This window comes from Catellatospora vulcania, assembly GCF_009720385.1.
Taxonomy (GTDB): Bacteria; Actinomycetota; Actinomycetes; order Mycobacteriales; family Micromonosporaceae; genus Catellatospora; species Catellatospora vulcania.
Genome location: NZ_WARX01000001.1, coordinates 1358059 through 1378034 on the forward strand (window position 1 = coordinate 1358059; position 19976 = coordinate 1378034).

Consider the following 19976-nt stretch of genomic DNA (forward strand, 5'->3'; position numbering starts at 1 on the left):
CCTTAGCGGTTGACCTCGGTGAGTCAAGAGCTTAAGTTTGTTAATACGATAAACTTAAATGTGTCGCCCCGGTGGATCCCGCCAGGTCGCTCGGTCCGGGCCAAGGCCGTAAGCAGCGCCAGCGCGCCGACCGGTCGGACAACCCGGCGACCGACTCAAGAAGGGTCACCAGTCATGCGCAGACGCACCTCCGTCGCCACGGCCGCCGCGGCGGCCGTCCTGGCCGCCGTCGGCACCGGCGTGATCACCGCACTTCCCTCGTACGCCGCCACCGGCTGCCGCGTCGCCTACACCGTCAGCAACCAGTGGCCGGGCGGCTTCGGCGCCTCCGTCGCCGTCACCAACCTCGGCGACCCGATCAACGGCTGGACGCTGGCCTGGTCCTACTCCGCCGGACAGCAGGTCACCCAGTACTGGAGCACCGCGCTCACCCAGAGCGGCTCGCAGGTCACCGCCCGCAACGTCGACTACAACGGCTCACTGGGCACCGGCGCGAGCACGTCGTTCGGCTTCAACGGCTCCTGGACGGGCAGCAATCCCGTGCCCACGAGCTTCACCCTCAACGGCGTCGCCTGCACCGGCGGCGTCTCCAACTCGCCCAGCCCGTCCCGCTCGGTCACCCCGTCACCGTCGCGCTCGGTCACCCCGTCGCCGTCGCCGTCGTCCGGCAGCGGCACGCCGGGCGTGCCGTCCGACGCCGTCTGGTCCGCATCCGGCCAGTGGGACACCTGGGTCAACAACGGCTACACCGTCTACAACAACATCTGGGGCTCTGGCGCCGGATCGCAGACCGTCTGGGCCCGCTCCGGCACCAACTGGGGCGTGATCGCCAACCACCCCCGGACCTCGGGCGTGAAGTCCTACCCGCACACCGTCAAGGGCTCGGTCAACCGCACCGTCAGCTCGCTGGCCAGCCTCACCAGCTCGTTCAACGTCAGCGTGCCCACCGACGGCGACTACTCCACGACCTACGACATCTGGGCCAACAACTGGGCCTACGAAGTGATGCTGTGGATGAACTGGAACGGCGCGGTCGGGCCGATCGCCGAGCAGTACGACGCCAACGGCGCCGTGCCGGCGTTCCGCAACGTCAGCCTCGGCGGGCACACCTGGAACATCTACCGGGGCTCCAACGGCGCCAACGCGGTGTTCTCGTTCCTGCGTACCAGCAAGACCAACTCGGGCACGGTCGACATCCGCGCCATCATGAACTGGCTGCGCACCCAGAACTGGTGGGGCGACGTGACCGTGGGCGAGGCCCAGTTCGGCTTCGAGATCAGCGGGACCGGCGGCTCGGCCGCGTTCACCGACAACAGCTTCTCCATCGCGTGGAGCTGACGGTCTGAGGTGTCCGCCCGGTCCGCCGGGCGGACACCGCGCCTACCCGGCGGCCAGCGCGTCCACGGCCGCCTGGACGAAGGCGTGGACCAGCGTGGTCTCGCCGGCGCTGCGCCACACCGGCGCATACCGCAGGATCGGGCTGTCGGTGATGGGCAGGAAGACCAGATCGCGGCGCACCCGGGAAGCGGCCGCCCACGCACCGATCGGCGAGACGACACCGCCCGCCCCGACCGCCGTGAAAGCCTCCTCGAGGGTGGCCACGGCGGTCCCGCGCCGGATCGGCCGCCCCGCCGGGGTCACCGCCGGGGTGTGCGCATGCCAGACGTACTCCGGGATCGGCCCCTCGACGTCCACCACCAGGTGATCGCCGAGATCTTCCAGCACCACCCGGTCCCGGCCGGCCAGCGGGTGATCGGCGGCGACGGCCAGCACCAGCGACTCGGAGTACACCGTCGGCCCGACGACGAGGTCGGGCTCGTGGACGGGCAGCCAGAGCAGCGCGACGTCGACCCGGCCACTGCGCAGCCCGCCGAACGGATCGGTCGGGATGACCTCGCGCATCCGCAGCTCGCACTGCGGATACCGCTGCCGGAACAGGTCGAGCACGACCGCGATCTCCCGGTGATGGGTGTCGAAGGTGCCGACAGCCAGGCTGCCGACCTGCCCGCGAGCCGTGGCGACAGCCTCCTCGACCCCGGCCATGATCTCCCGGTAGCCCGCGTCGAGCCGCTCGCGCAGCCGCTCACCGAGCGGCGTGAGCCGCACACTGCGGCTGGTCCGCTCGAACAGGGCGCCGCCGATGCGGCGCTCCTGCTGCTTGACCGACTGGCTGACCCGCGCCTGGGACACCCGCAGGCGCTCGGCCGTACGCCCGAAATGGAGCTCCTCGGCCAGCGCCAGGAAGATCTCGATGTCGCGCAGCTCCACCAGGTCTCCTCCCTTCGCCCACCCGCGCGTCCGCATCGCGTCCCGAACGGCGCGATCCGGAAGTCTACGGCCGTGGCGACGACCCGCCCGGTGACCGTGACCTGGACCACGACTCGCGGTACGGGGCACCTGACCTCGAACGATAACCGGGGCTTATCCCCCGATGCGATCATCGGCGTTGTTCGGCACCGCTGGTCAGGGCGATCGTGTGCTCATGAACCTCGGTTGCCACCCCTTGCGGCGAACCCATCGCTACGAGCTCGGCCCAGCTCAGGTTCCGCCCCACCCAGACCAGGCGACACGTGAAGACGACATGTACCACTTGCAAGAGATCTGTCATGAACAGTCACTGAAGGCAGCAAAGATGAGCACCACAGCGAACTACCAGGCCGCAGAGCGACTCGACCTGTGGGCGCGCTCGACGGCCGACGGCTGCGAGTGGGCGCTCGCCGCCGACGGGCAGCCCGAGCACCAGTACGGCCTCGAGCTGCCGGGCGAGCTGTCCGCCTGACCGTTAAACGAAGCCACGCCGAGCTCACCGAGCTCGGCGTGGCATCGCTGTCGTCGTTACGGCGTGACCACCGAGCCGCCCAGCGTCACCACGAGGCGGCCGTCGGAAGCGAACGACCAGCCCAGCGCTCCGCCGAGGCCGGCGCACCGGGAACCGTTCACCCCCGACCAGAACTGGTTCGAGGTGTCGGAGTTGCCGATGATCCGGTCGTTCGTCCCGCTGCTGAACCGGCACGAGGTGTTGTTGCGGAACGTCGAGGTCCCGGCGTCGAACGAGAAGTTGCGCTCGTCGTTGTCGATGCTGAGGTTGTTCGACACCGTCATCGAACCCGGGTTGCTGTTGTAGGTGAACCCGTGCTTGCCGTTGTTGAACGCGATGTTGCGCCGCACGATGTGGTTGACCCCGATGTCCTCGCCACCCAGCTTGTAACCGTTGCGGTCACCCGCGCCGGCCTGGCCGCCGTTGCTGAGCGTGCCGTTGTTGTACGCGATGGAGTCCTCGATGGTCACCACGCCGATCGGACCGGTGTCGGTCTTGGTGTACAGGTCCCAGCCGTCGTCGATGTTGTTGTGCGACACGGCGTAGCGGAACACGTTGCCCGAGCCGACGGTCAGCTTCGCGGCGAAGCCGTCGGCGTCCTCACCGTCGGAGTCGGCGTTGTCGTGCGACTCCGCGCTCAGCACGAGGTTGTTGGCCGGCCACAGGCTCTGCGGCGTGGTCGACAGTGTCCGGGACAGCTGCAGGCCGGTGTCGCGGTTGAAGCGCGTGATCGTACGCTCCAGGATGTTGTTGCTGCCGCTGACGAAGATCCCGTTGTCACCGGCCCGCTCCACGACGATGCCGTAGACGTGCCAGTAGTTGCCGTTGACCGCGAGCCCGCGGTTGGCCGGGTCCTCGGCCTGGGCGGAGAAGTTCAGCACCGGAACCTCGCCCTGGTAGGCCGCGATCTTCTTCCGGGCGCTGGACGTGCCGTTGTTGCCGGTCTCGATGGTGACCGTGGACGAGAAGCTGTACGTCCCGCCACGCATGAAGATCGTCCCACCGGCCGTGACGCGGGTGATCGCCGAGGCGAGCGTCGTCGGGCTGGCCAGGGTGCCGGCCGCGCTCGCGCTGCCGTTGGGCGCGACGTACAGCGTGCCCGACGGCGGCTGGCTGACGCTGGGCGACGGGGAGGCGCTGCTCGGCGACGGGGACGCGCTCGACGGCGACGGCGAGGCACTGCTCGGCGACGGCGAGGCGCTGCTGGCCGACGGCGCCGGGCTGCTGGGCGGGGTGGTGACGCTGTCGGTCACGCTGACGTCGTCGAAGCGGGCGCTGGCGTACCCGGTGAACAGGGCGATCCGGCCCGCGGCGATCGAGGTGCTGGTGGCGGTGCCGACGAGGGTGCCATCGACGTAGCCGCTGATCGTGGAGCCGCTGGTGGTGATCCGCAGGGTGTACCAGGCGCCGGTCGACACGGTCCGGGACACCCCCGCCAGCACGGTGATGCTGCTGCCGTTCATGTACTGCAGCTCGACCCGGTTGCCGCCGGTCAGCGCGAGACGGTACATGACGGTGGCGCCACTGGACCGTGCCGCCAGTGCCGCGACGCCACCGGATCCGAACGCCAGCGGCTTGACCCGCGCCTGGACGGTGTAGTTGGTCCAGCCGGCGGAGCCGGCGAACTGGCGGGCGCGGTCGGTGGTCGCGCTGGCCTGCTGGAAGACCTGGGATCCGTCGGCGACGACGGTCCAGTCACCGCCGGACTTGGACCAGCCGCTCGCGCCGGACTCGAAGTCGGCGCTGAACAGGGTCGCGGCGCTGGCGGGTGTGGTCAGCACGGTGCCGGCGATGACGGTCAGCACGGCCGCGGCCGTTGCGGTGACCAGTGCGGCGAGGCGGCCGCGCCGACGGGAAAGCGTGAGCAGTTTCATCGGGATGGTTCCTTCTGGGCTAGGAGCGGACCACGCCGTTGGGCGACGGCATGGGACGTGCCTGGTGCCGGTGTCCACATGACGCGGAGACCCGGCTGAACGACGCTGGAAAGCGCATTCCCGGGCGACGCTAGACCAGCCGCCGGAACTCAGTCAACTGGTGGAGCTCGATGTCCCCGCCGTTCGTGCCCGCATTTGCAGAGACAAACGTCGATTTCTTGTGGGTGTGGGGTTGGCGTGTCCTCCGGGCGACTGCTCGGTGTTGCAGGATTGCTCCGGCGCACCGATGGCACGTCGCGCGTTCGCCCACCGGCTCCGTGTCGACATCGTCGGCCGGCGCGGGCGACGTGGCCGCGGCAGCCGCGTCACGTGCGGACCGGCCTACTACAGCGCCGCCAACCCGCAGGGCAGCGGCAAGGTCGCCGGCCACGGGTGACGGCCACGCTCACCGGGCAGTCGGGCAACGTCCTGACCGTCGGCGTGGTCAACCCGTAGTACGGCGGACGAGCCGCTGAGCACCGAGCACCAGCGAACAGCGCAGGGCCGGGAGCCACGCTCCCGGCCCTGCGCTGTCTCAGTGAGCGTGCGCGTGTCCGACGTTCTCGGCGCTGCTGTCCGCCCTGGCCGGCAGGAGCAGGGCAGTGATGATCACGGCGACGGACAGGACCACGCCGACGATGAACGCCAGCCGCATGCCGTCGAGATTGGCGACCACGGCGGTGACGCCCTCGTCCTTCAGGGAATCGGCTCGCGCGCTCATCACGGTGACCACGAGCGCGGTGCCGAAGGCCGCCGCCACCTGCTGCAGCGTGCCCAGGATCGAGCTGCCGTGGGAGTAGAGGGCCGGCGGGACCGCGCCGAGCCCCAGGGTGAAGACCGGGGTGAAGGTCGCGGCCAGACCCACCATCATCAGCGCGTGCAGGCCGAGCAGCTGCCAGTACGGCATGGTCATCGAGACCTGGGTGAAACCGGCGAGGGCGAGCGTGATCGCGATCGAGCCGGGGATGACCAGCACCCGGCCGCCGAACCTGTCGAACAGGCGGCCCACGGTCGGCCCGAGCAGGCCCATCGCGAGGCCGCCGGGCATCACGAGCAGTCCGGTCTGCAGGGCGCTGAGCTCGCGGATGTTCTGCAGGTAGAGCGGCAGCAGGATCATCGAGCCGAGCATCGCCATGAAGGCGACCGACATCAGGATCAGCGCGACGGTGTAGGTGCGGTGCTTGAGCGTCCGCAGGTCCATCAGCGGCGAGCCGACCTTCTGCAGCGACAGCTGGCGCAGGACGAAGACGGCGATCGCGGCCAGCCCGGCCACGACGATGCCGGCGGCCACGCCCATGCTGCCGCCCTGGAACTGGCTGAGCCCGTAGACCAAGCCGCCGAAGCCGAGGGCGGCCAGGACCACGCTGAACCAGTCGATGGCGCTGACCTCGGGCTCGCCGACGTTCTCGAGCTGCTTCAGGCCGCCCCAGGTGATCAGGGCGGCGATGGGCAGCACCACGGCGAACAGCAGGCGCCAGGACCCGAAGTTGAGGATCACTCCCGAGATCGCCGGGCCCATCGCGGGCGCGACCGAGATGGCCAGGCTGACGTTGCCCATCACCCTGCCCCGGTCCTGCTCGGGCACCACGTGCATCAGCGTGGTCATCAGCAGCGGCATCATCACCGCCGTGCCCGACGCCTGGATGATGCGGGCGCCGAGGAGCACCTCGAAGGTCGGCGCGACGATGGCCGAGGCGGTGCCGAGCAGGAACAGGCCCATCGCCGTGGCGTAGACGCCGCGGGTGGACACCCGCTGCATGAACCACCCGGTGATCGGGATGACCGCCGCCATGGTGAGCATGAAGGCGGTCGACAGCCACTGCGCGGTCTGCTCGGTGATGTTCAACGCGCCCATCAGGTTGGGGATCGCATTGATCATGATGGTCTCGTTGAGGATGACGACGAACGTGGCCAGCACCAGAAGCCGGATCACGGGCGGGGTCCGGCCTGAAGCCGTGGTCGCGGATGTGGCGGGTGAGTCGAGCAGCTGGCTGGACACGGTACCTCGATCAGGGTTGGGGGGCAGCAGGCGATCGGGATCGGCGGCCCTACTGGCAGTAGTCGTCATACCAACACTGACCGACGGGACCGACAAAACTCATCGCGGTGAGTCACATTGCCGCAAGTTCTGCCAAATATCACCCGGTTTTTACCGATAGTGATTCCCGTTCGAGTGAACGAGGCCTACTTCGGCTTCTGGACTTTCGCCCGGCGCCCGGCGCGCAGCGCGATGAGGGTGGCGAGCGCGCCCGCCCCTTCCCAGGCCGCGACGGCGAGGAAACCGGCGGGGGCCGTGTCGGTGAGCACGAGGCCGGTGAAGACGGTGAAGGTCAGCAGCCGGAAGGCCACGGTGAAGGCGAAGAAGGCGGTCCAGTCCTTGGCCGCGGCGAGCAGGTAGTAGACGCCCATGTTGAACGAGGCCATCGCCGAGGTCCGGACGAACACGAGCGTGTAGTCGTCAGCGGCGCGGGCGGCGGTGCCGTCGGGGGTGAAGCCCATCGAGGCCAGCAGCGTCGTGGGGCTGATCAGGCCGATCGCGCCGAGCAGCAGCGCCGCGAGTCCGAAGGCCGCGATCGTCCATCCGGCAGGTGACAGGCGGGGCAGGCTCATGGGGGTCCTCCGGAATGTGTGCTCGACTTGGCCGATCGCCCTGCCGGTGCGGGAGCCGCTGTGGCGGCAGGCGGCCGGGCCACAGTTTCGCGATCATCGCAGCGGCGGTCAATGCCGTCCGCGCGGTATTGTCGGGCCCATCGTAGTGATCATGATCGGAGTGTGTCCGTGACCGGATACCCGCCACCCGAGCCGCGGCCCACCGTCACCTACGCCGACTGCACCGTCGCGGTCGTGCCAGGCTACCGGCCGCTGCACCTGGACCTGCACCTGCCGCCGGGCGACGGGCCGTTCCCGGTGCTGCTGTGGGTGCACGGCGGCGGCTGGCTGGAGGGCAGCCGGGTGGGCCTGCCGACGCCGGTCGCCCCGCACCGGTTCCACCAGCGCTTCCTCGACCGGGGCTGGGCCGTGGCCGACGTCGACTACCGGCTCGCGCTGGAAGCGCCGTATCCGGCGCAGCTGCTCGACGTCCAGTCGGCCGTGCGGTGGTTGCGGCTCCACGCCGGGCAGCTGCGCATCGATCCGACCCGCTTCGCCACGCTCGGCGAGTCGGCCGGCGGGCACCTGGCCGCGATGGCGGGGCTGACCGGCACCGGCGACACCGCGATCCAGGCGGTCGTCAACTGGTACGGCGCGGTCGACTTCTTCGCCTTCGACGACCTCGACGACCCGTCGTCCCCGCCGGCGATCCTGTTCGGCGGCCCGGTCAGCGGCCGGCGCGAGTTCGTCGCGTTCGGCAACGCCATCAACCGGGTGCACGCCGCGGCGCCGCCGTTCCTGACCGTGCACGGCACCGCCGACCAGATCGTCCCGGCATGCCAGGGGGAGGCGCTCACCGAGGCGCTGCGCGCGGTCGGGGTGCGGGCCGACCTGGTGCTCGTGCCCGGGGCCGACCACTGCTTCGAGGGTTACGGCGACATCGGCGGGTTGATCGAGCAGGGCATCGACTTCCTGGACGAGGTGCTGCCGGGCAAGTGAGCGCAGCGTGTGGTGAGCCGATCGACGCTGTTGCGGCTTGCCGTCGAGAAGTTCCTTGCCGATGCTGTTGTGGTGCAGCAGACTCCGTGGCGTCGTGATTGGACCATTCCCGTAGTGGTGGGCGTGGTGGTGCTGGTTGTGCTCCTGGTGCTCTGCGTGGGCGGCGGTGCCGCGGCCTACCTGACCCTTCGTGGCGAGCCGGCCTCGTCACCCAGCCCCTCGACCGCCGCGTCGCCGTCGCCGTCGCCTTCGCCGGTGCCGTCGCCCAGCGCCGCTCCGGCCGCCTGCCTGATCGGCAGCTGGCGGGAGACCTCGTTCACCGCCAATTGGATGATGTACGGCAGCAAGGTCCAGTTCACCGGTTCGGGCACGCTGATGCGGATCAACGCCGACGGCACGATGGCCACCGTCGACAAGACGATCAGGCGCGGCGCGGCGCACGGCGACCGCTACGAGATGATCCACAACGGCACGACCAAGCTCCACTACGTCGCCGATGACAAGACCATCAACTACAGCGCTCCGCAGACGACGGGCACGACCACCCTGAAGGTGAACGGAAGCCGGCGGGCGTCGGAGAAGCTCAGAGCGACGATCACGCCTGAGACGTACTCCTGCAAGGGCGACGAGCTGCGGCTGTTCGGCGAGGTCTACTCCAGCGAATGGGAGCGGATCCTGCCGCCCGGCCGGCCCGTCTAGCCGGGCGCCGGGGCGGACCGCCGGTGACGGCCCGCCCCGCGTGAATCAGTAGAGCAGGTACGGCCGCCGCCGCCGCTCGAACTCCGCCACCTCCGCAGACCAGGCGTCCACGACGTCGTTCACGTCGGCACCCGCGTCGATCATCGTGCGGAGCCGGGTCGAGCCGGTGAGCTTGTCGACCCAGTAGGGCCGGACCGGGTCGTAGGAGTCGGCCCGCCACGCGAACGCCGGATACTTGCGCGCCTCGACCAGCATCGCGACCGCGGTGCGGATCGGGTCGTACGCCGCCCGGTCGGTCACCTTGACCTCCACCCCGGCGCACAGCTTGTTGAGCAGCGGCGGGTGGTGCCCGGCGATCGTCGGCACGAAGTACGCCTCCCGGAACCGCACGCCGGGCAGGTCGCGGGCGTTGAGCCGGTCGGACCAGTGGTAGTCGAAGTCGGTGGCCAGGCCGCCGACCAGCTCGAACGGCCGGGTGGTGCCCCGGCCCTCGCTGATCGAGGCGACGCCCTCGAACAGTCCGGTGCCCGGGTAGGTCAGCGCGGTGTCCGGGGTCGGCATGTTGGGGCTGGGCATCACCCACGGCACGTCGGTGTCGGCGGCGAACATGTCGCGCTTCCAGTGCTTGCAGGCCACCACCTCCAGGTCGACCTGGCGTCCGGCCTCGGCGGGCAGGAACTCGGCGTTGAAGAAGCGGGCGAGCTCGCCGACGGTCATGCCGTGCTGCTGGATGATCTCCTTGAGGCCGACGCCGGAGGTGAACTCCGGGGTCATCATCGGTCCGTAGGCGCGCCCGCCGATCGGGTTCGGCCGGTCGAGCACCACGTAGCGCAGGCCCAGCCGGGCCGCGGCGACCATCGAGGTGTACATGGTCCAGATGTAGGTGTAGAAGCGGACGCCGACGTCCTGGATGTCGAACACGACGGTCTCGACGCCGGCCCGGGTCATCAGCTCCCCCCATTTGGCCTGGGAGGCGCCGTAGGCGTCGTACACGGTGATGCCGGTGCGGGCGTCGACGCCGGTGCCTTCGCTGCCGCCGGCCTGCGCGGAGCCGCGGAAGCCGTGTTCGGGCCCGAATGCCGCGACCAGGTTGACCCGGCCGGATTCGTGGATGAGGTCGACCAGGTGCCGGTAGTCGGCGTCGACGCCGGTCGGGTTCGACACGACGCCGACCTTCTGCCCGGCGAGGACGGCGAAGCCGTCGGCGACGAGCTGGTCGAGTCCGGTCTGGACGCGGCGCGGCTTGGGCGCGGCTTGCGCGGGCATCGTGAACGCGGTCGCGCCGAGTGCGCCGGCCGCGGCGGCGCCGGTGATGAGGTTTCTGCGTCGCAAGGGATTCTCCTACCAGGTGAGGCCGTGGCCGATGGGGTAGAGGGTGGTCGCGGGGTCGGCGGCGGCGACGATCGTGACGGGGAGCCGTCCGCGGGGGGACAGGTCGCCGTGCAGGACGCGGACCAGGGTGTCCATGGCCGCCGGCGTGTAGGTGTAGGCCGCCAGGTAGGTGGTCACGGCGGGCAGGTAGGCGATGTCGTACGGGTCGCGCACGGCCACGACGATGACGGGCTTGCCGGTGCCGACGAGCGCGGCGACCAGTTGCCGCTGGCTGGCTCGCGGGTCGCCGACGGCCGTGTCCCAGGCCTTGTTGACCAGTACGACGGTGAGGTCGTGCTGGGCGGCCCGGGCGGCGGCCGCCGCGATCGCCTGGGCCGACGGCAGCGTCGCGGGCAGCGCTGTGGTGCGCGAGCCGCGGCTGCTGAAGCCGTCGGCGAGCCTGCCGATCGGGTTGAACGCCGCGTTGTTCCAGCCGGTGACGAGCACGGACCGGTCGGCCCCGGACAGTGGCAGCAGCCCGGCGTCGTTGCGGACGGCGGTCAGCGTCTGGTCGGTGACCTGGGCGACCGCTGCCAGGTGTGCGCTGTTGCCGACCGAGGCGACGGCCGCTTCGGCGTCGACGTACGGCGACCCGGCCAGGCCCTGGCGGTACTTGACCGACAGGATCCGGCGCACCGACTCGTCGATGCGGTGCTCGGTCAGTTCTCCGCCGCGCACAGCCTGGAGCACGGCGTCGTAGGCCAGGCCGAGGTTCGGCGGCATGAGCAGCTGGTCGGCGCCGGCCTTCAGGGCGAGCACCGGCACGCGGGCGTCGCCGTACTTGGTCCGGACGCCGGCCATGTTGAGCGCGTCGGTGACGACGACGCCCTGGTAGCCGAACTCCTGGCGGAGCACTCCGGTGAGGATGGTCGGCGACAGGGTGGCGGGGTCGCCGGACGGGTCGAGCGCGGGCACCACGATGTGCGCCGTCATGATCGAGTCGACGCCGGCGGCGATCGCGGCCCGGAACGCCGGGGCGTCGATGCGCTCCCACTGCTCGCGGGTGTGGTGGATGACAGGCAGGCCGGTGTGGCTGTCGGTGGCGGTGTCGCCGTGGCCGGGGAAGTGCTTGGCGACCGCGGTGACGCCAGCACCCTGCTCGAACCCGGCCACCTGCGCCTTGGTCAGGTCGGAGACGAGGTCGGGGTCGGCGCCGAAGGACCGGACGCCGATGACCGGGTTGGCGGGGTTGACGTTGACGTCGGCGACCGGCGCGTACGGCTGGCGGATGCCGACCGCGCCCAGTTCACGTCCGGTGGTTTCGGCGGCGAGGTGGGCCGCGGCAGTGGACCGGGACGCCCCGAGTGCCATCGAGCCGGGGAACTGCGCGGCCGGTGCGGGCATCCGCTGCACCACGCCCTGCTCCTGGTCGGTGGAGATGAGCAGGGGCACCTCGTCCTTGCCGCCGTCGCCGAGTGCGGCGGCCTGCAGTCCGTTGGACAGCGTCGCGATCTGCCGGACGTTGTCGAGGTTGTGCGACCAGGCGAAGTAGACCACGCCGCCGAGGTGGTACCGGTCGACGATCTCGGCCGGGGTCTCGAGGCCGAAGGTCGCCAGGTTCGCGGTGCGGTCGGCGGGGGCGGGGTCGGTGGCGTCTGCGCCGTAGACGTAGCTGACGAAGAGCTGGCCGACCTTCTGTTCGAGGGTCATGTGCCGCAGGGTCGAGGTCACCCAGCCGTGTTCGGCGGCGGGGGGATGGGCGGGTTGCGCTGCTGCCGGGGCTGGTGCGGAGAGGGCGACCGCCAGGGCGGCGACGGCGGCGAGGAAGCGATTCATCGACGGCCTCCGAGGGAGAGTTGTTCGACTATGTGAAAGTTAGCTACATATATGGACAAGGTCAAGAAGCTAAGTTTCATTTCCCCCGGGGCTGCCGGATGGCGACATGTGCGGACAGTGAGTGCCCGCGGGGTCAGGTGTGGGCCCTGACCGGCGCGGCGTACCCGTTGGGCGGGACGTTCTCGCATGTGCGAACTGCGGATATCGACCGTCCACTGTGTACCTCGGAGTGGGATGGGTTTGGATGGCCCGAACTCCGCGGTTACTGTGTGGAGAACTGGCACGAACGAAGGACGTGCGTTCTGTAATCACGGCGTAACTTTGGGTTGGTACAAGTTCGCGTGACCCGGTCAATGCCGCACAGCCGCACGAACCGTCCTCATGTCAGCGAAAGCTTGGAAAGGGGGCACCCGATGCGGGACGCCTCGCTAGTCGTGGTCGCCAGCCGCCTGCCCATCAACGACGCCGCCGCCTCCGAGGGAGTCTTCGAGTGGCGCCGCACCCCCGGTGGCCTGGGCGAAGCCCTGCATCCCGTGCTGATCAACAAGCCGGCCACCTGGGTCGGCTGGGCGGGCAAGCCCGGCCCCACCGCACCGCTGCCCGACGTCGACGGCGTGCACCTGATCCCCGTGGAGCTGACCGACGAGGACGTCCGCGACCACTACGAAGGCTTCGCCAACTCGACCCTGTGGCCGCTCTACCACGACGCCGTCGAACCCGCGGTACACCATCGCCGCTGGTGGGAGGCCTACCAGCGGGTCAATCAGCGCTACGCCGACCACACCGCGCGGACCGCCGCCCACGGCGCCGTGGTCTGGGTGCAGGACTACCACCTGCAACTTGTGCCCGCGATGCTGCGCGCACAGCGGCCCGACCTGCGCATCGGCTTCTTCCTGCACGTGCCGTTCCCGCCCCCGGAACTGTTCATGCAGCTGCCGCGCCGCACCGAACTGCTGCGCGGCATGCTCGGCGCCGACCTGATCGGATTCCAGCGCACCCAGGCCGTGCACAACTTCCAGCAGCTGGTCACCAAGGTGCTCGGGGCGAGCATCGACGAGCGCGGGGTGCGGATCGACGGACGTCTGACGTGCACCGGAGCGTTCCCGGTGTCGATAGACACCGCCGAGATGGAGGCCCTGGCCAGCCTCGACGAGGTCGTGGAAAAGGCCGCCAAACTGCGCGCCGACCTGGGCGGGCCGCAGCGGGTGATCCTCAGCGTGGACCGGCTCGACTACACCAAGGGCATCGAGCACCGGCTCAAGGCCTACCGCGAGCTGCTGGCCGACGGCCGGCTCAAGGCGCCGGAGACGGTCCTGGTGCAGGTCGCCATCCCGAGCCGGGAACGCGTCGAGCAGTACCGGCTGCTGCGCGACCGGGTCGAGCGCGAGGTCGGCCGGATCAACGGCGACTTCGGCAGGCTCGGCGTCGCCGCCGTGCACTACCTGAGCCAGGTCTTCGACCGCACCGAACTGGCCGCGCTCTACCGCGCCGCCGACGTCATGGCGGTCACCCCGCTGCGCGACGGCATGAACCTGGTCGCCAAGGAGTACGTCGCCGCCCGCGTCGACGGGTGCGGGTCGCTGCTGCTCAGCGAATTCGCCGGGGCCGCCGCGGAGCTCACACAGGCGTACCTGGTCAACCCGCACGACGTCGAAGGTCTCAAGGACACCCTCGTCGAGGCGCTGGAAGCCGACCCGGCCGAGCCGAACCCGGCGATGGCCGCCATGCGAGCGCACGTGCGCGTCCACGACATCCAGGCCTGGGCCCGGTCGTACCTGACCGCCCTGGAGGCGGCCTGCGCCGGTCGGTGACCCTCACCCGGGCCGACGGTGCGCCCCGACGCGGCGCCTGCCCGCCCGACGACTGAAGAAGAGCCATGGCTGACGCTTGGTGACGGCCCGTGGCACCCACCGCGTGGTGGGTGCCACGGGGCGCTCTGTCAGGGGGACTTCCGGTAACCGGCCTCCAGCCGGCAACCGGCGAGGTGATAGGAGAAGCCGTCGACCGGCAGCTCGAGCGCGGCGCCGCCGGTCGTCGTCCCGAAGGCGGCCTGCCGCAGCACCTGCCCGTCGCTCCAGATCAGGTCGCGGCCCTGCAGGCAGGCGAACGCCGAGAGCTCGGCCGACCCGCGGTGCCCCGACAGGTCTATCCGGTGTGCCGCCTTGCCGTCCAGCAGTGAGAATTCGACGTATGTCGCGCGGTGGCCGCTGTCGTCGGGCGAGTGGACCAGGACCGCGGCGGTGCTGCCGGTGACGGGGACGATCGCCGGTTGGTCCCCGATGCTGAGCACGTGGTCATCCGGTTTCAGCAGACCGCTCACGTCCACGTCGATGCGGCGGGAACGGCCGGTACGCGGATCGGTCAGCGACAGGGAGAAGGACGTCCTGCCGGGTTTGTCGTCGGTGCCGCGCAGCACCTCGCCGGTGTCGAGCACGCCCTTGATGCCGTCCCACCGGCCTCTGGTGGTCAGCTCGCGCTCCTTCCCGCCGGTCAGCGGGACGAGCCACGTGCCATAGCGATCCGCCGGGTAGGGGATGTCGATGATGACCCAGTCGCCAGAGCGGGACCAGTGGATGATGGTCCCGGCCAGGCGCCGCTGGGAGGTGCCGGTCAGGTCGCGCAGCATCACCTGCCCGTCCCGCTCGCCCCAGCCAAGCCAGCGGCCGTCGGGCGACAGCCAGATGGCTCCCTCCGACTCCTCGAGGGTCCTCCGCAGCTGGTACCAGCCTGACTCGGCGGCGATCTGCACCGTCATCACGCCGCGGACGACGCTCCTGCGCAGCAGCGACGCGCGCCCGACAGCACGATTGCCCGGCAGGTCGGGCACCACCGCCCCGGCCGCCGGCACGCTGGTCGGCAGAGCGGGTGAGCTGGGCGGCGCCACGAGCGACGGGCGAGGCGACGAGGTGGGCGAGGGTGTGCCGGTCAGCGGCGGCGGGACCGGCGCGCGGCCGAGTGCCGCGTAGACGATCAGCCCGAGGGCCAGCGGAACCAGCGCCAGCGCCGCGACCACGGCCGTGCGTCGGCTCCGCCGCCGGCCCGCGGCGGCCACCGCGGCGCTCGCGTCGGCGTAGTGGCCGGCCTGCTCGGCGAACAGCGGCAGCGCGCGGCGCAGGTGGCCGAGGGCCACGTGGGTCTGGCTCTTGACGGTGCCGATCGAGCAGCCCATGGCGGTCGCGGTCTCCGCCTCGGAGAGGTCTTCGTAGAAGCGCAGCACCACGACGGTGCGCTGGCGCGGGGTCAGGGTGTCCAGCGCCTGCCCGAGCGCGATCCGGTCGACGATCTGATGCGGCTCGTCGGGGCCGGGCCGTTCGGGCACCTGCGCGACCGGCCGCGCCGGGCGACGCCGCCACCACGTGATCCGCTCGTTGATCATGATACGGCGCACGTACGCCTCGGGCTGGCCCTGCTCCGTGATCTGCCGCCACCGCGCCGCCGCCTTGGCCAGCGCGGTCTGCACCAGATCCTCCGCGGCGTGGTGCTCACCCGTCAGCAGGTATGCCGTGCGCGACAGCGCACCACCTCGCGCGACGACGAAGTCGTGGAAACCGTCGTACCTGTCCATCCGTCACCTCCGCCACCAACACGCGGCACGCCACCGGCAGGTTGGGGATTCGCGCACGAGTTTTTCGCCCGGTGTCGGGCGACGCGTTCGCGCGCTCCGGGCTCGCGGACCAGCAGAGAATACGGATGGGAGGATCAGCCGGGTTTGCGGCCGGACCAGATGCCGGTGGCCCGGTGCAGGACCCGGTCCTCGGCGGGAAGTGCCAGCACCCGGCGGTGGAACTCGGCGCGGTGCTCGTCGGGCAGGTCCTCGATGAACGCCCGGTAGCCGTGGCTCATCGCCCACCGCCACAGCGTCTCGTGGTCCCTGAACTCGATGGCGACCTGGGCGGATTCCTCGCGGAGGTCCTCGAAGCCCGCCTCTTCCAGCAGCTCGGCGGCGTCGACCGGCGTTCCCATGCTCCCGTTCGGGGGCAGATGGACCGCGAACTCCCCGAACAGGGCGTCCAACCGGGGACCGAGCGGGAACGCCGGGGCGTCCGGCTTCCCGCCGCCCCGGTGGCTGGTGCGGGCGCTGCCGCCGGTGAACGCGAACCGGCCGCCGGGCGCCAGCACGCGGTATGCCTCGGCGACGCCGGCCGCAGGACGGTCGAGGACATGGATGACGAACGACGAGACGACGAGATCGAAGCTGTCAGCGGGAAGGTCCAGGTCCTCCGCGTCCATGACGTACGCGGTCGCCGCCGGATGATCGGCCGACAGCCGCTCGACCATCGCCGGCGCCGCGTCGACGGCGGTCACGGCACAGCCGCGCGCCAGGGCCGGCGCTGTCAGCGCACCCCGCCCGGCGCCCAGGTCGAGGACCCGGCAGCCCGCGGGCGGGTCGAGCACGTCCATGATGGCTCTGCCGTACTCGGCGAAGAACGGAGCGACCTGGTCGTAGTCCCCGGCGACACGGTCGAACAACTTCCAGGCTGATTCATCCACAGCGGCGAGTCTCACCACGATCGACGGCACCCGCAAGGCGTTTTCCGCGCTGGTTCCCGGCGTTCACTCACGTTCGCCGCGGGTGGCCCTTCCCCGTCGCGCGCACCGTGCCGGACCAGCGGAAAACGAGTGCGGGCGACGTGCAGTCGTGAGCAGGGACTTCGAGTCTCGTGATTTAGTATCGGCGGCATGAGCGAACAGTCGTCGGCGACCATGACCGAGATCATCGCCGAGTTCAAGGTGACCCGTTGGGACGAGACCCCCTATGACGAGCCCGCGGAGGGCCCGAAGCTGACGCGCGTAGAGGTGGACAAGACGTTCACCGGTCTGATCGAGGGCACCAGCGTTGCCGAGATCCTGACCTCGCAGGCCGCGAAGGGCCGCGGTTATGTCGGTTCGGAGCGCTTCGTCGGCACCGTCATGGGCAAACGCGGGTCTCTGGTGTTCCAGCACGGCGGCCTGGACAACGGCCGCGAGACGCCGAGCACGTTCGGCAGCATCGTCCCGGGCTCGGGCACCGGGGACCTGGAAGGCTACGAAGGACTGATCAAGTTCGTGCACGACGACTCGGGTGCCCGCGCGATCATGGAAGTGGCGTTTCCCGAGGGACGCTGACGGCAGGACCGACCGGAACTGACGACCTTGCACAGGCGGGGCCGGGGGCGTGTGCCCCCGGCCCCTTTTCCACGCATGCCGATGATTGGTCCGGGCGTCGGTGATCGCGCACATTTGAGCAGACGTCGGGGGTTTGCCGCCGCATCCTGATGCGTTGAACAGCCCGTGAGCACAGTGCCTCGGCTCGCGGGCGCCACCCCGAAGTCCTAAGGAGCCGATCATGAGCAACGGTGTGCACATGGATCGACGTCAACTCTTGCGGCTGAGCCTGCTGGCGGCGGGCGCCACCGCCGCGGTCCCCCTGGTGGCCGGCTGCGGTGACGACAGCGACGCGGCCACGCCCACCAGCCGGCTGCGGGTCGGTGCGGCCGACGCCATCAACAGCACCGGCCTGGACCCGCGCACGACCAGCATCGGCGCCAGCCTCATCGTGGTGCGGCACGTCTACGACTCGCTGATGATGCTCGAGAACGGCGAGTACGTGCTGCGCCTGGCCGAGTCCGTGGAACCCAACGCCGAAGCCACGAAGTGGACCATCCGCATCCGCGAGGGCGTGAAGTTCCACGACGGCAAGCCGGTGACCTCCGCCGACGTGGCCTACAGCATCCGCACCCTGGCCACTCCGCCGAGCAACCGCGCATCGGTGTACAGCGCCGTGGACCTGGCCAACATCAAGGTCGTCGACGACCGGACGGTAGAGGTCCCGCTCGTCGCCCCGCGCGGGGACTTCCGCGAGTCGACGCTGGTGGTCTTCTCGATCGTGTTCCCCGACGGCACGACCGACTTCGCCAAGGCGATCGGCTCCGGCCCGTACAAGCTGGCCTCCAACGAGGAGACCACGGTGCGGCTGGTCGCCAACGAGTCCTACTGGGGCGAGAAGCCGAAGATCGCCGAGCTGGAGATCACCCGCATCCGCGACGCCTCGGCGCGGCTCAACGCGCTCAAGGCCGGCCAGATCGACTACGCGGTGGCGATCAGCGCCACCGGCGCGCAGACCGAGCGCCACAACAGCGCCATCAAGATCGTCCGTGGTGGGGCGGCCAACTCCAACGCGCTCAGCTTCGCCATGAACCAGCGGCTGGCGCCGTTCGACGACGAGCGCGTCCGCCGGGCCGTGCGGCTGGCCGTGGACCGCCAGGCCCTGGTTGACAACGCCCTGCTGGGACTCGGCCTGCCCGCCGACGACGTGGTGGGCAAGGAACTGCCCGGCTACGCGCAGCTGGCCACGCGCTCCCGTGACGTCGCGCAGGCCCGCAGCCTCTTCCAGGCGGCCGGGGTCAGCAAGCTCACCCTGCGCACCTCCGAGATCGTGCCCGGCATGCTCAACGCCAGCAAGCTGTTCGCCCAGCAGCTGGCCGAGGCGGGCGTGACCGTGGAACTCCAGCAGATCCCGCCGGACGCCTACTACACCAACCTCAAGGCCCTGCAGACCTACCCGTTCCAGGCGTTCTACTACGTCAACCGGCCGGCCGCGGTGCACCTGGCCGCGGTCACGCACAGCAAGGCCCCGTTCAACGTCACCGGCACCGGTGAGAAGTACTGGGCGAGCCTGGCCGCCGCGCAGGCCAACGGCGACGACAAGGCCCGGGAGAAGGCGTTCGAGCAGCTGCAGACGGAGTTCTACGAGTCCGGCGGCGACGTGCTGTGGGCATACCAGGAACAGCTCGACGCCTCGGTGCCCGGCGTGTCCGGCGTACGGGTCAGCCAGTCGTCGCAGATGTTCGACCAAGCAGTCCTCCGATGACGATGCTGTACTACATCGGCCGGCGAGTGGCTGCCGCGCTGCTCACGCTGATCGCGGTCTCCGCGGTCCTGCTCGCCGCGTCCGAAGTGCTGCCCGGCGACGCCGCTTCGGCGTCGCTGGGCATCACCTCCACCCCCGAGGAGGTGCAGGCGCTGCGCGACCAGCTGGGGCTGGACCGGCCTCTGCCCGTCCGCTACGTCGAGTGGATGGGCGGGGCGCTGCGCGGGGACCTGGGCGTCAGTATCATGGCCCGGCGTCCGGTCACCGAGGTGGTCTCCGCGCCGCTGGCCGACACCACCCTGCTGGTGTTCCTGGCGGCCGCGGTCACCGTGCCGCTGTCGGTGCTCATCGGCGTGCTGGGCGCCGTTCGCCGCGGACGCCGCCTGGACCGCGCACTGACCGCGGGCGCCGTGGTGACCGTGTCGGTGCCCCAGTTCGTGATGGCCAGCCTGCTGGTGCTCGTGTTCTCGTCGACCCTGCACCTGCTGCCCGCGGTGTCGCTGGCCCCGGTCGGCGGAGGCCCGCTGGACCGGCCGGAGATCCTGGTGCTGCCCGTGCTGGCGCTGGCCGGGTTCGCCACGGCGTGGGCCAGCCGGCTGGTGCGCGCCGCGGTCATCGACGCCAACGCAGCCCCCAACGTCGAGGCCGCACGGCTGGCCGGGCTGCCCGAGCGCGTCGTGGTGTGGCGCCACGTGCTGCCCGCCACCGTCGGCCCGTGCGTGCAGGCCTTCGCCTGGCTGATCAGCGGCCTGTTCGGCGGCACCGCCGTCGTCGAGCAGGTCTTCAACTACCGCGGCCTGTCATATGTGCTCGTCGACGCGGTGCGCAACCACGACACCGCGGTGCTGGAAGGGGTCGGGCTGCTGCTGGCCACCATCATTCTGGTCGCTTTCATCATCGCCGACGTGCTGGCGCTGCTGGCCAACCCGAAGCTGCGGACGGCCACGGCATGAGGGCGGCG

16 protein-coding genes and 1 pseudogene are annotated in these 19976 nt (G+C 70.4%); 9 read left to right on the forward strand and 8 right to left on the reverse strand.

Annotation, left to right across the window (positions count from 1 at the left end; all coding sequences use genetic code 11):
* The first annotated feature begins 174 nt into the window (after positions 1-174).
* Entirely contained in the window at positions 175-1338 is a 1164-nt protein-coding gene (locus F6W97_RS25295) for a glycoside hydrolase family 12 protein (protein WP_155372874.1), read from the forward strand.
* 42 nt (positions 1339-1380) lie between these two features.
* Here F6W97_RS25295 and F6W97_RS25300 read toward each other — a convergent pair whose 3' ends face one another.
* Positions 1381-2268, reverse strand: a complete 888-nt coding sequence (locus tag F6W97_RS25300) for a LysR family transcriptional regulator (protein WP_155372875.1) — start codon at positions 2266-2268, stop codon at positions 1381-1383.
* 364 nt (positions 2269-2632) lie between these two features.
* Between F6W97_RS25300 and F6W97_RS25305 the strand changes: the two genes are divergently transcribed.
* Positions 2633-2779, forward strand: coding sequence for a hypothetical protein (locus F6W97_RS25305; RefSeq protein ID WP_155372876.1), 147 nt, complete (start codon positions 2633-2635; stop codon positions 2777-2779).
* A 56-nt stretch (positions 2780-2835) separates the two neighbouring features.
* On the opposite strand, the gene F6W97_RS25310 is transcribed toward F6W97_RS25305, so the two are convergent.
* Entirely contained in the window at positions 2836-4692 is a 1857-nt protein-coding gene (locus tag F6W97_RS25310; protein ID WP_155372877.1) for a LamG-like jellyroll fold domain-containing protein, read from the reverse strand.
* A gap of 286 nt (positions 4693-4978) precedes the next feature.
* Between F6W97_RS25310 and F6W97_RS25315 the strand changes: the two genes are divergently transcribed.
* The gene (locus F6W97_RS25315) at positions 4979-5128 is read left to right on the forward strand and encodes a hypothetical protein (RefSeq protein WP_155372878.1); all 150 of its coding nucleotides are present in this window, start codon (positions 4979-4981) and stop codon (positions 5126-5128) included.
* A gap of 138 nt (positions 5129-5266) precedes the next feature.
* On the opposite strand, the gene F6W97_RS25320 is transcribed toward F6W97_RS25315, so the two are convergent.
* Both F6W97_RS25320 and F6W97_RS25325 read right to left on the reverse strand, forming a co-directional pair.
* Positions 5267-6664 carry an MDR family MFS transporter gene (locus F6W97_RS25320; protein WP_230686943.1) on the reverse strand — a complete coding sequence of 466 codons (1398 nt, stop codon included), beginning with the start codon at positions 6662-6664 and terminating at the stop codon, positions 5267-5269.
* 251 nt (positions 6665-6915) lie between these two features.
* Entirely contained in the window at positions 6916-7341 is a 426-nt protein-coding gene (locus tag F6W97_RS25325; protein WP_155372880.1) for a hypothetical protein, read from the reverse strand.
* Positions 7342-7503: 162 nt separating this feature from the next.
* On the opposite strand from F6W97_RS25325, the gene F6W97_RS25330 reads away from it, so the two are divergent.
* Positions 7504-8319, forward strand: a complete 816-nt coding sequence (locus F6W97_RS25330) for an alpha/beta hydrolase (RefSeq protein WP_230686944.1) — start codon at positions 7504-7506, stop codon at positions 8317-8319.
* A gap of 123 nt (positions 8320-8442) precedes the next feature.
* Positions 8443-9018, forward strand: a complete 576-nt coding sequence (locus F6W97_RS25335; RefSeq protein ID WP_155372882.1) for a hypothetical protein — start codon at positions 8443-8445, stop codon at positions 9016-9018.
* 45 nt (positions 9019-9063) lie between these two features.
* On the opposite strand, the gene F6W97_RS25340 is transcribed toward F6W97_RS25335, so the two are convergent.
* A complete protein-coding gene (locus F6W97_RS25340; protein ID WP_230686945.1) occupies positions 9064-10350 on the reverse strand; it encodes an exo-beta-N-acetylmuramidase NamZ family protein in 1287 nt (428 codons plus the stop codon).
* Between the two features lie 9 nt (positions 10351-10359).
* A complete protein-coding gene (locus F6W97_RS25345; RefSeq protein ID WP_155372883.1) occupies positions 10360-12165 on the reverse strand; it encodes a glycoside hydrolase family 3 protein in 1806 nt (601 codons plus the stop codon).
* Positions 12166-12578: 413 nt separating this feature from the next.
* Between F6W97_RS25345 and F6W97_RS25350 the strand changes: the two genes are divergently transcribed.
* Entirely contained in the window at positions 12579-13976 is a 1398-nt protein-coding gene (locus F6W97_RS25350) for an alpha,alpha-trehalose-phosphate synthase (UDP-forming) (protein WP_155372884.1), read from the forward strand.
* A 1295-nt stretch (positions 13977-15271) separates the two neighbouring features.
* Here the strand turns inward: F6W97_RS25350 and F6W97_RS40925 are convergent.
* Both F6W97_RS40925 and F6W97_RS25360 read right to left on the reverse strand, forming a co-directional pair.
* Positions 15272-15730, reverse strand: a pseudogene (locus tag F6W97_RS40925) (SigE family RNA polymerase sigma factor); the annotation flags it as partial.
* Between the two features lie 134 nt (positions 15731-15864).
* The gene (locus tag F6W97_RS25360; RefSeq protein WP_196279304.1) at positions 15865-16656 is read right to left on the reverse strand and encodes a class I SAM-dependent methyltransferase; all 792 of its coding nucleotides are present in this window, start codon (positions 16654-16656) and stop codon (positions 15865-15867) included.
* A 189-nt stretch (positions 16657-16845) separates the two neighbouring features.
* Here F6W97_RS25360 and F6W97_RS25365 point away from each other — a divergent pair, with 189 nt between their 5' ends.
* From F6W97_RS25365 to F6W97_RS25375, 3 genes are all read left to right on the forward strand, one after another.
* Positions 16846-17271, forward strand: coding sequence for a DUF3224 domain-containing protein (locus tag F6W97_RS25365; RefSeq protein ID WP_230686946.1), 426 nt, complete (start codon positions 16846-16848; stop codon positions 17269-17271).
* A 220-nt stretch (positions 17272-17491) separates the two neighbouring features.
* On the forward strand, positions 17492-19015 hold the full coding sequence (locus F6W97_RS25370; RefSeq protein WP_155372886.1) for an ABC transporter substrate-binding protein: 1524 nt from the start codon (positions 17492-17494) through the stop codon (positions 19013-19015).
* Positions 19012-19968, forward strand: coding sequence for an ABC transporter permease (locus F6W97_RS25375; protein ID WP_155372887.1), 957 nt, complete (start codon positions 19012-19014; stop codon positions 19966-19968). Before F6W97_RS25370 ends, F6W97_RS25375 begins: the two co-directional genes overlap by 4 nt.
* The last annotated feature ends 8 nt before the right edge of the window (positions 19969-19976 follow it).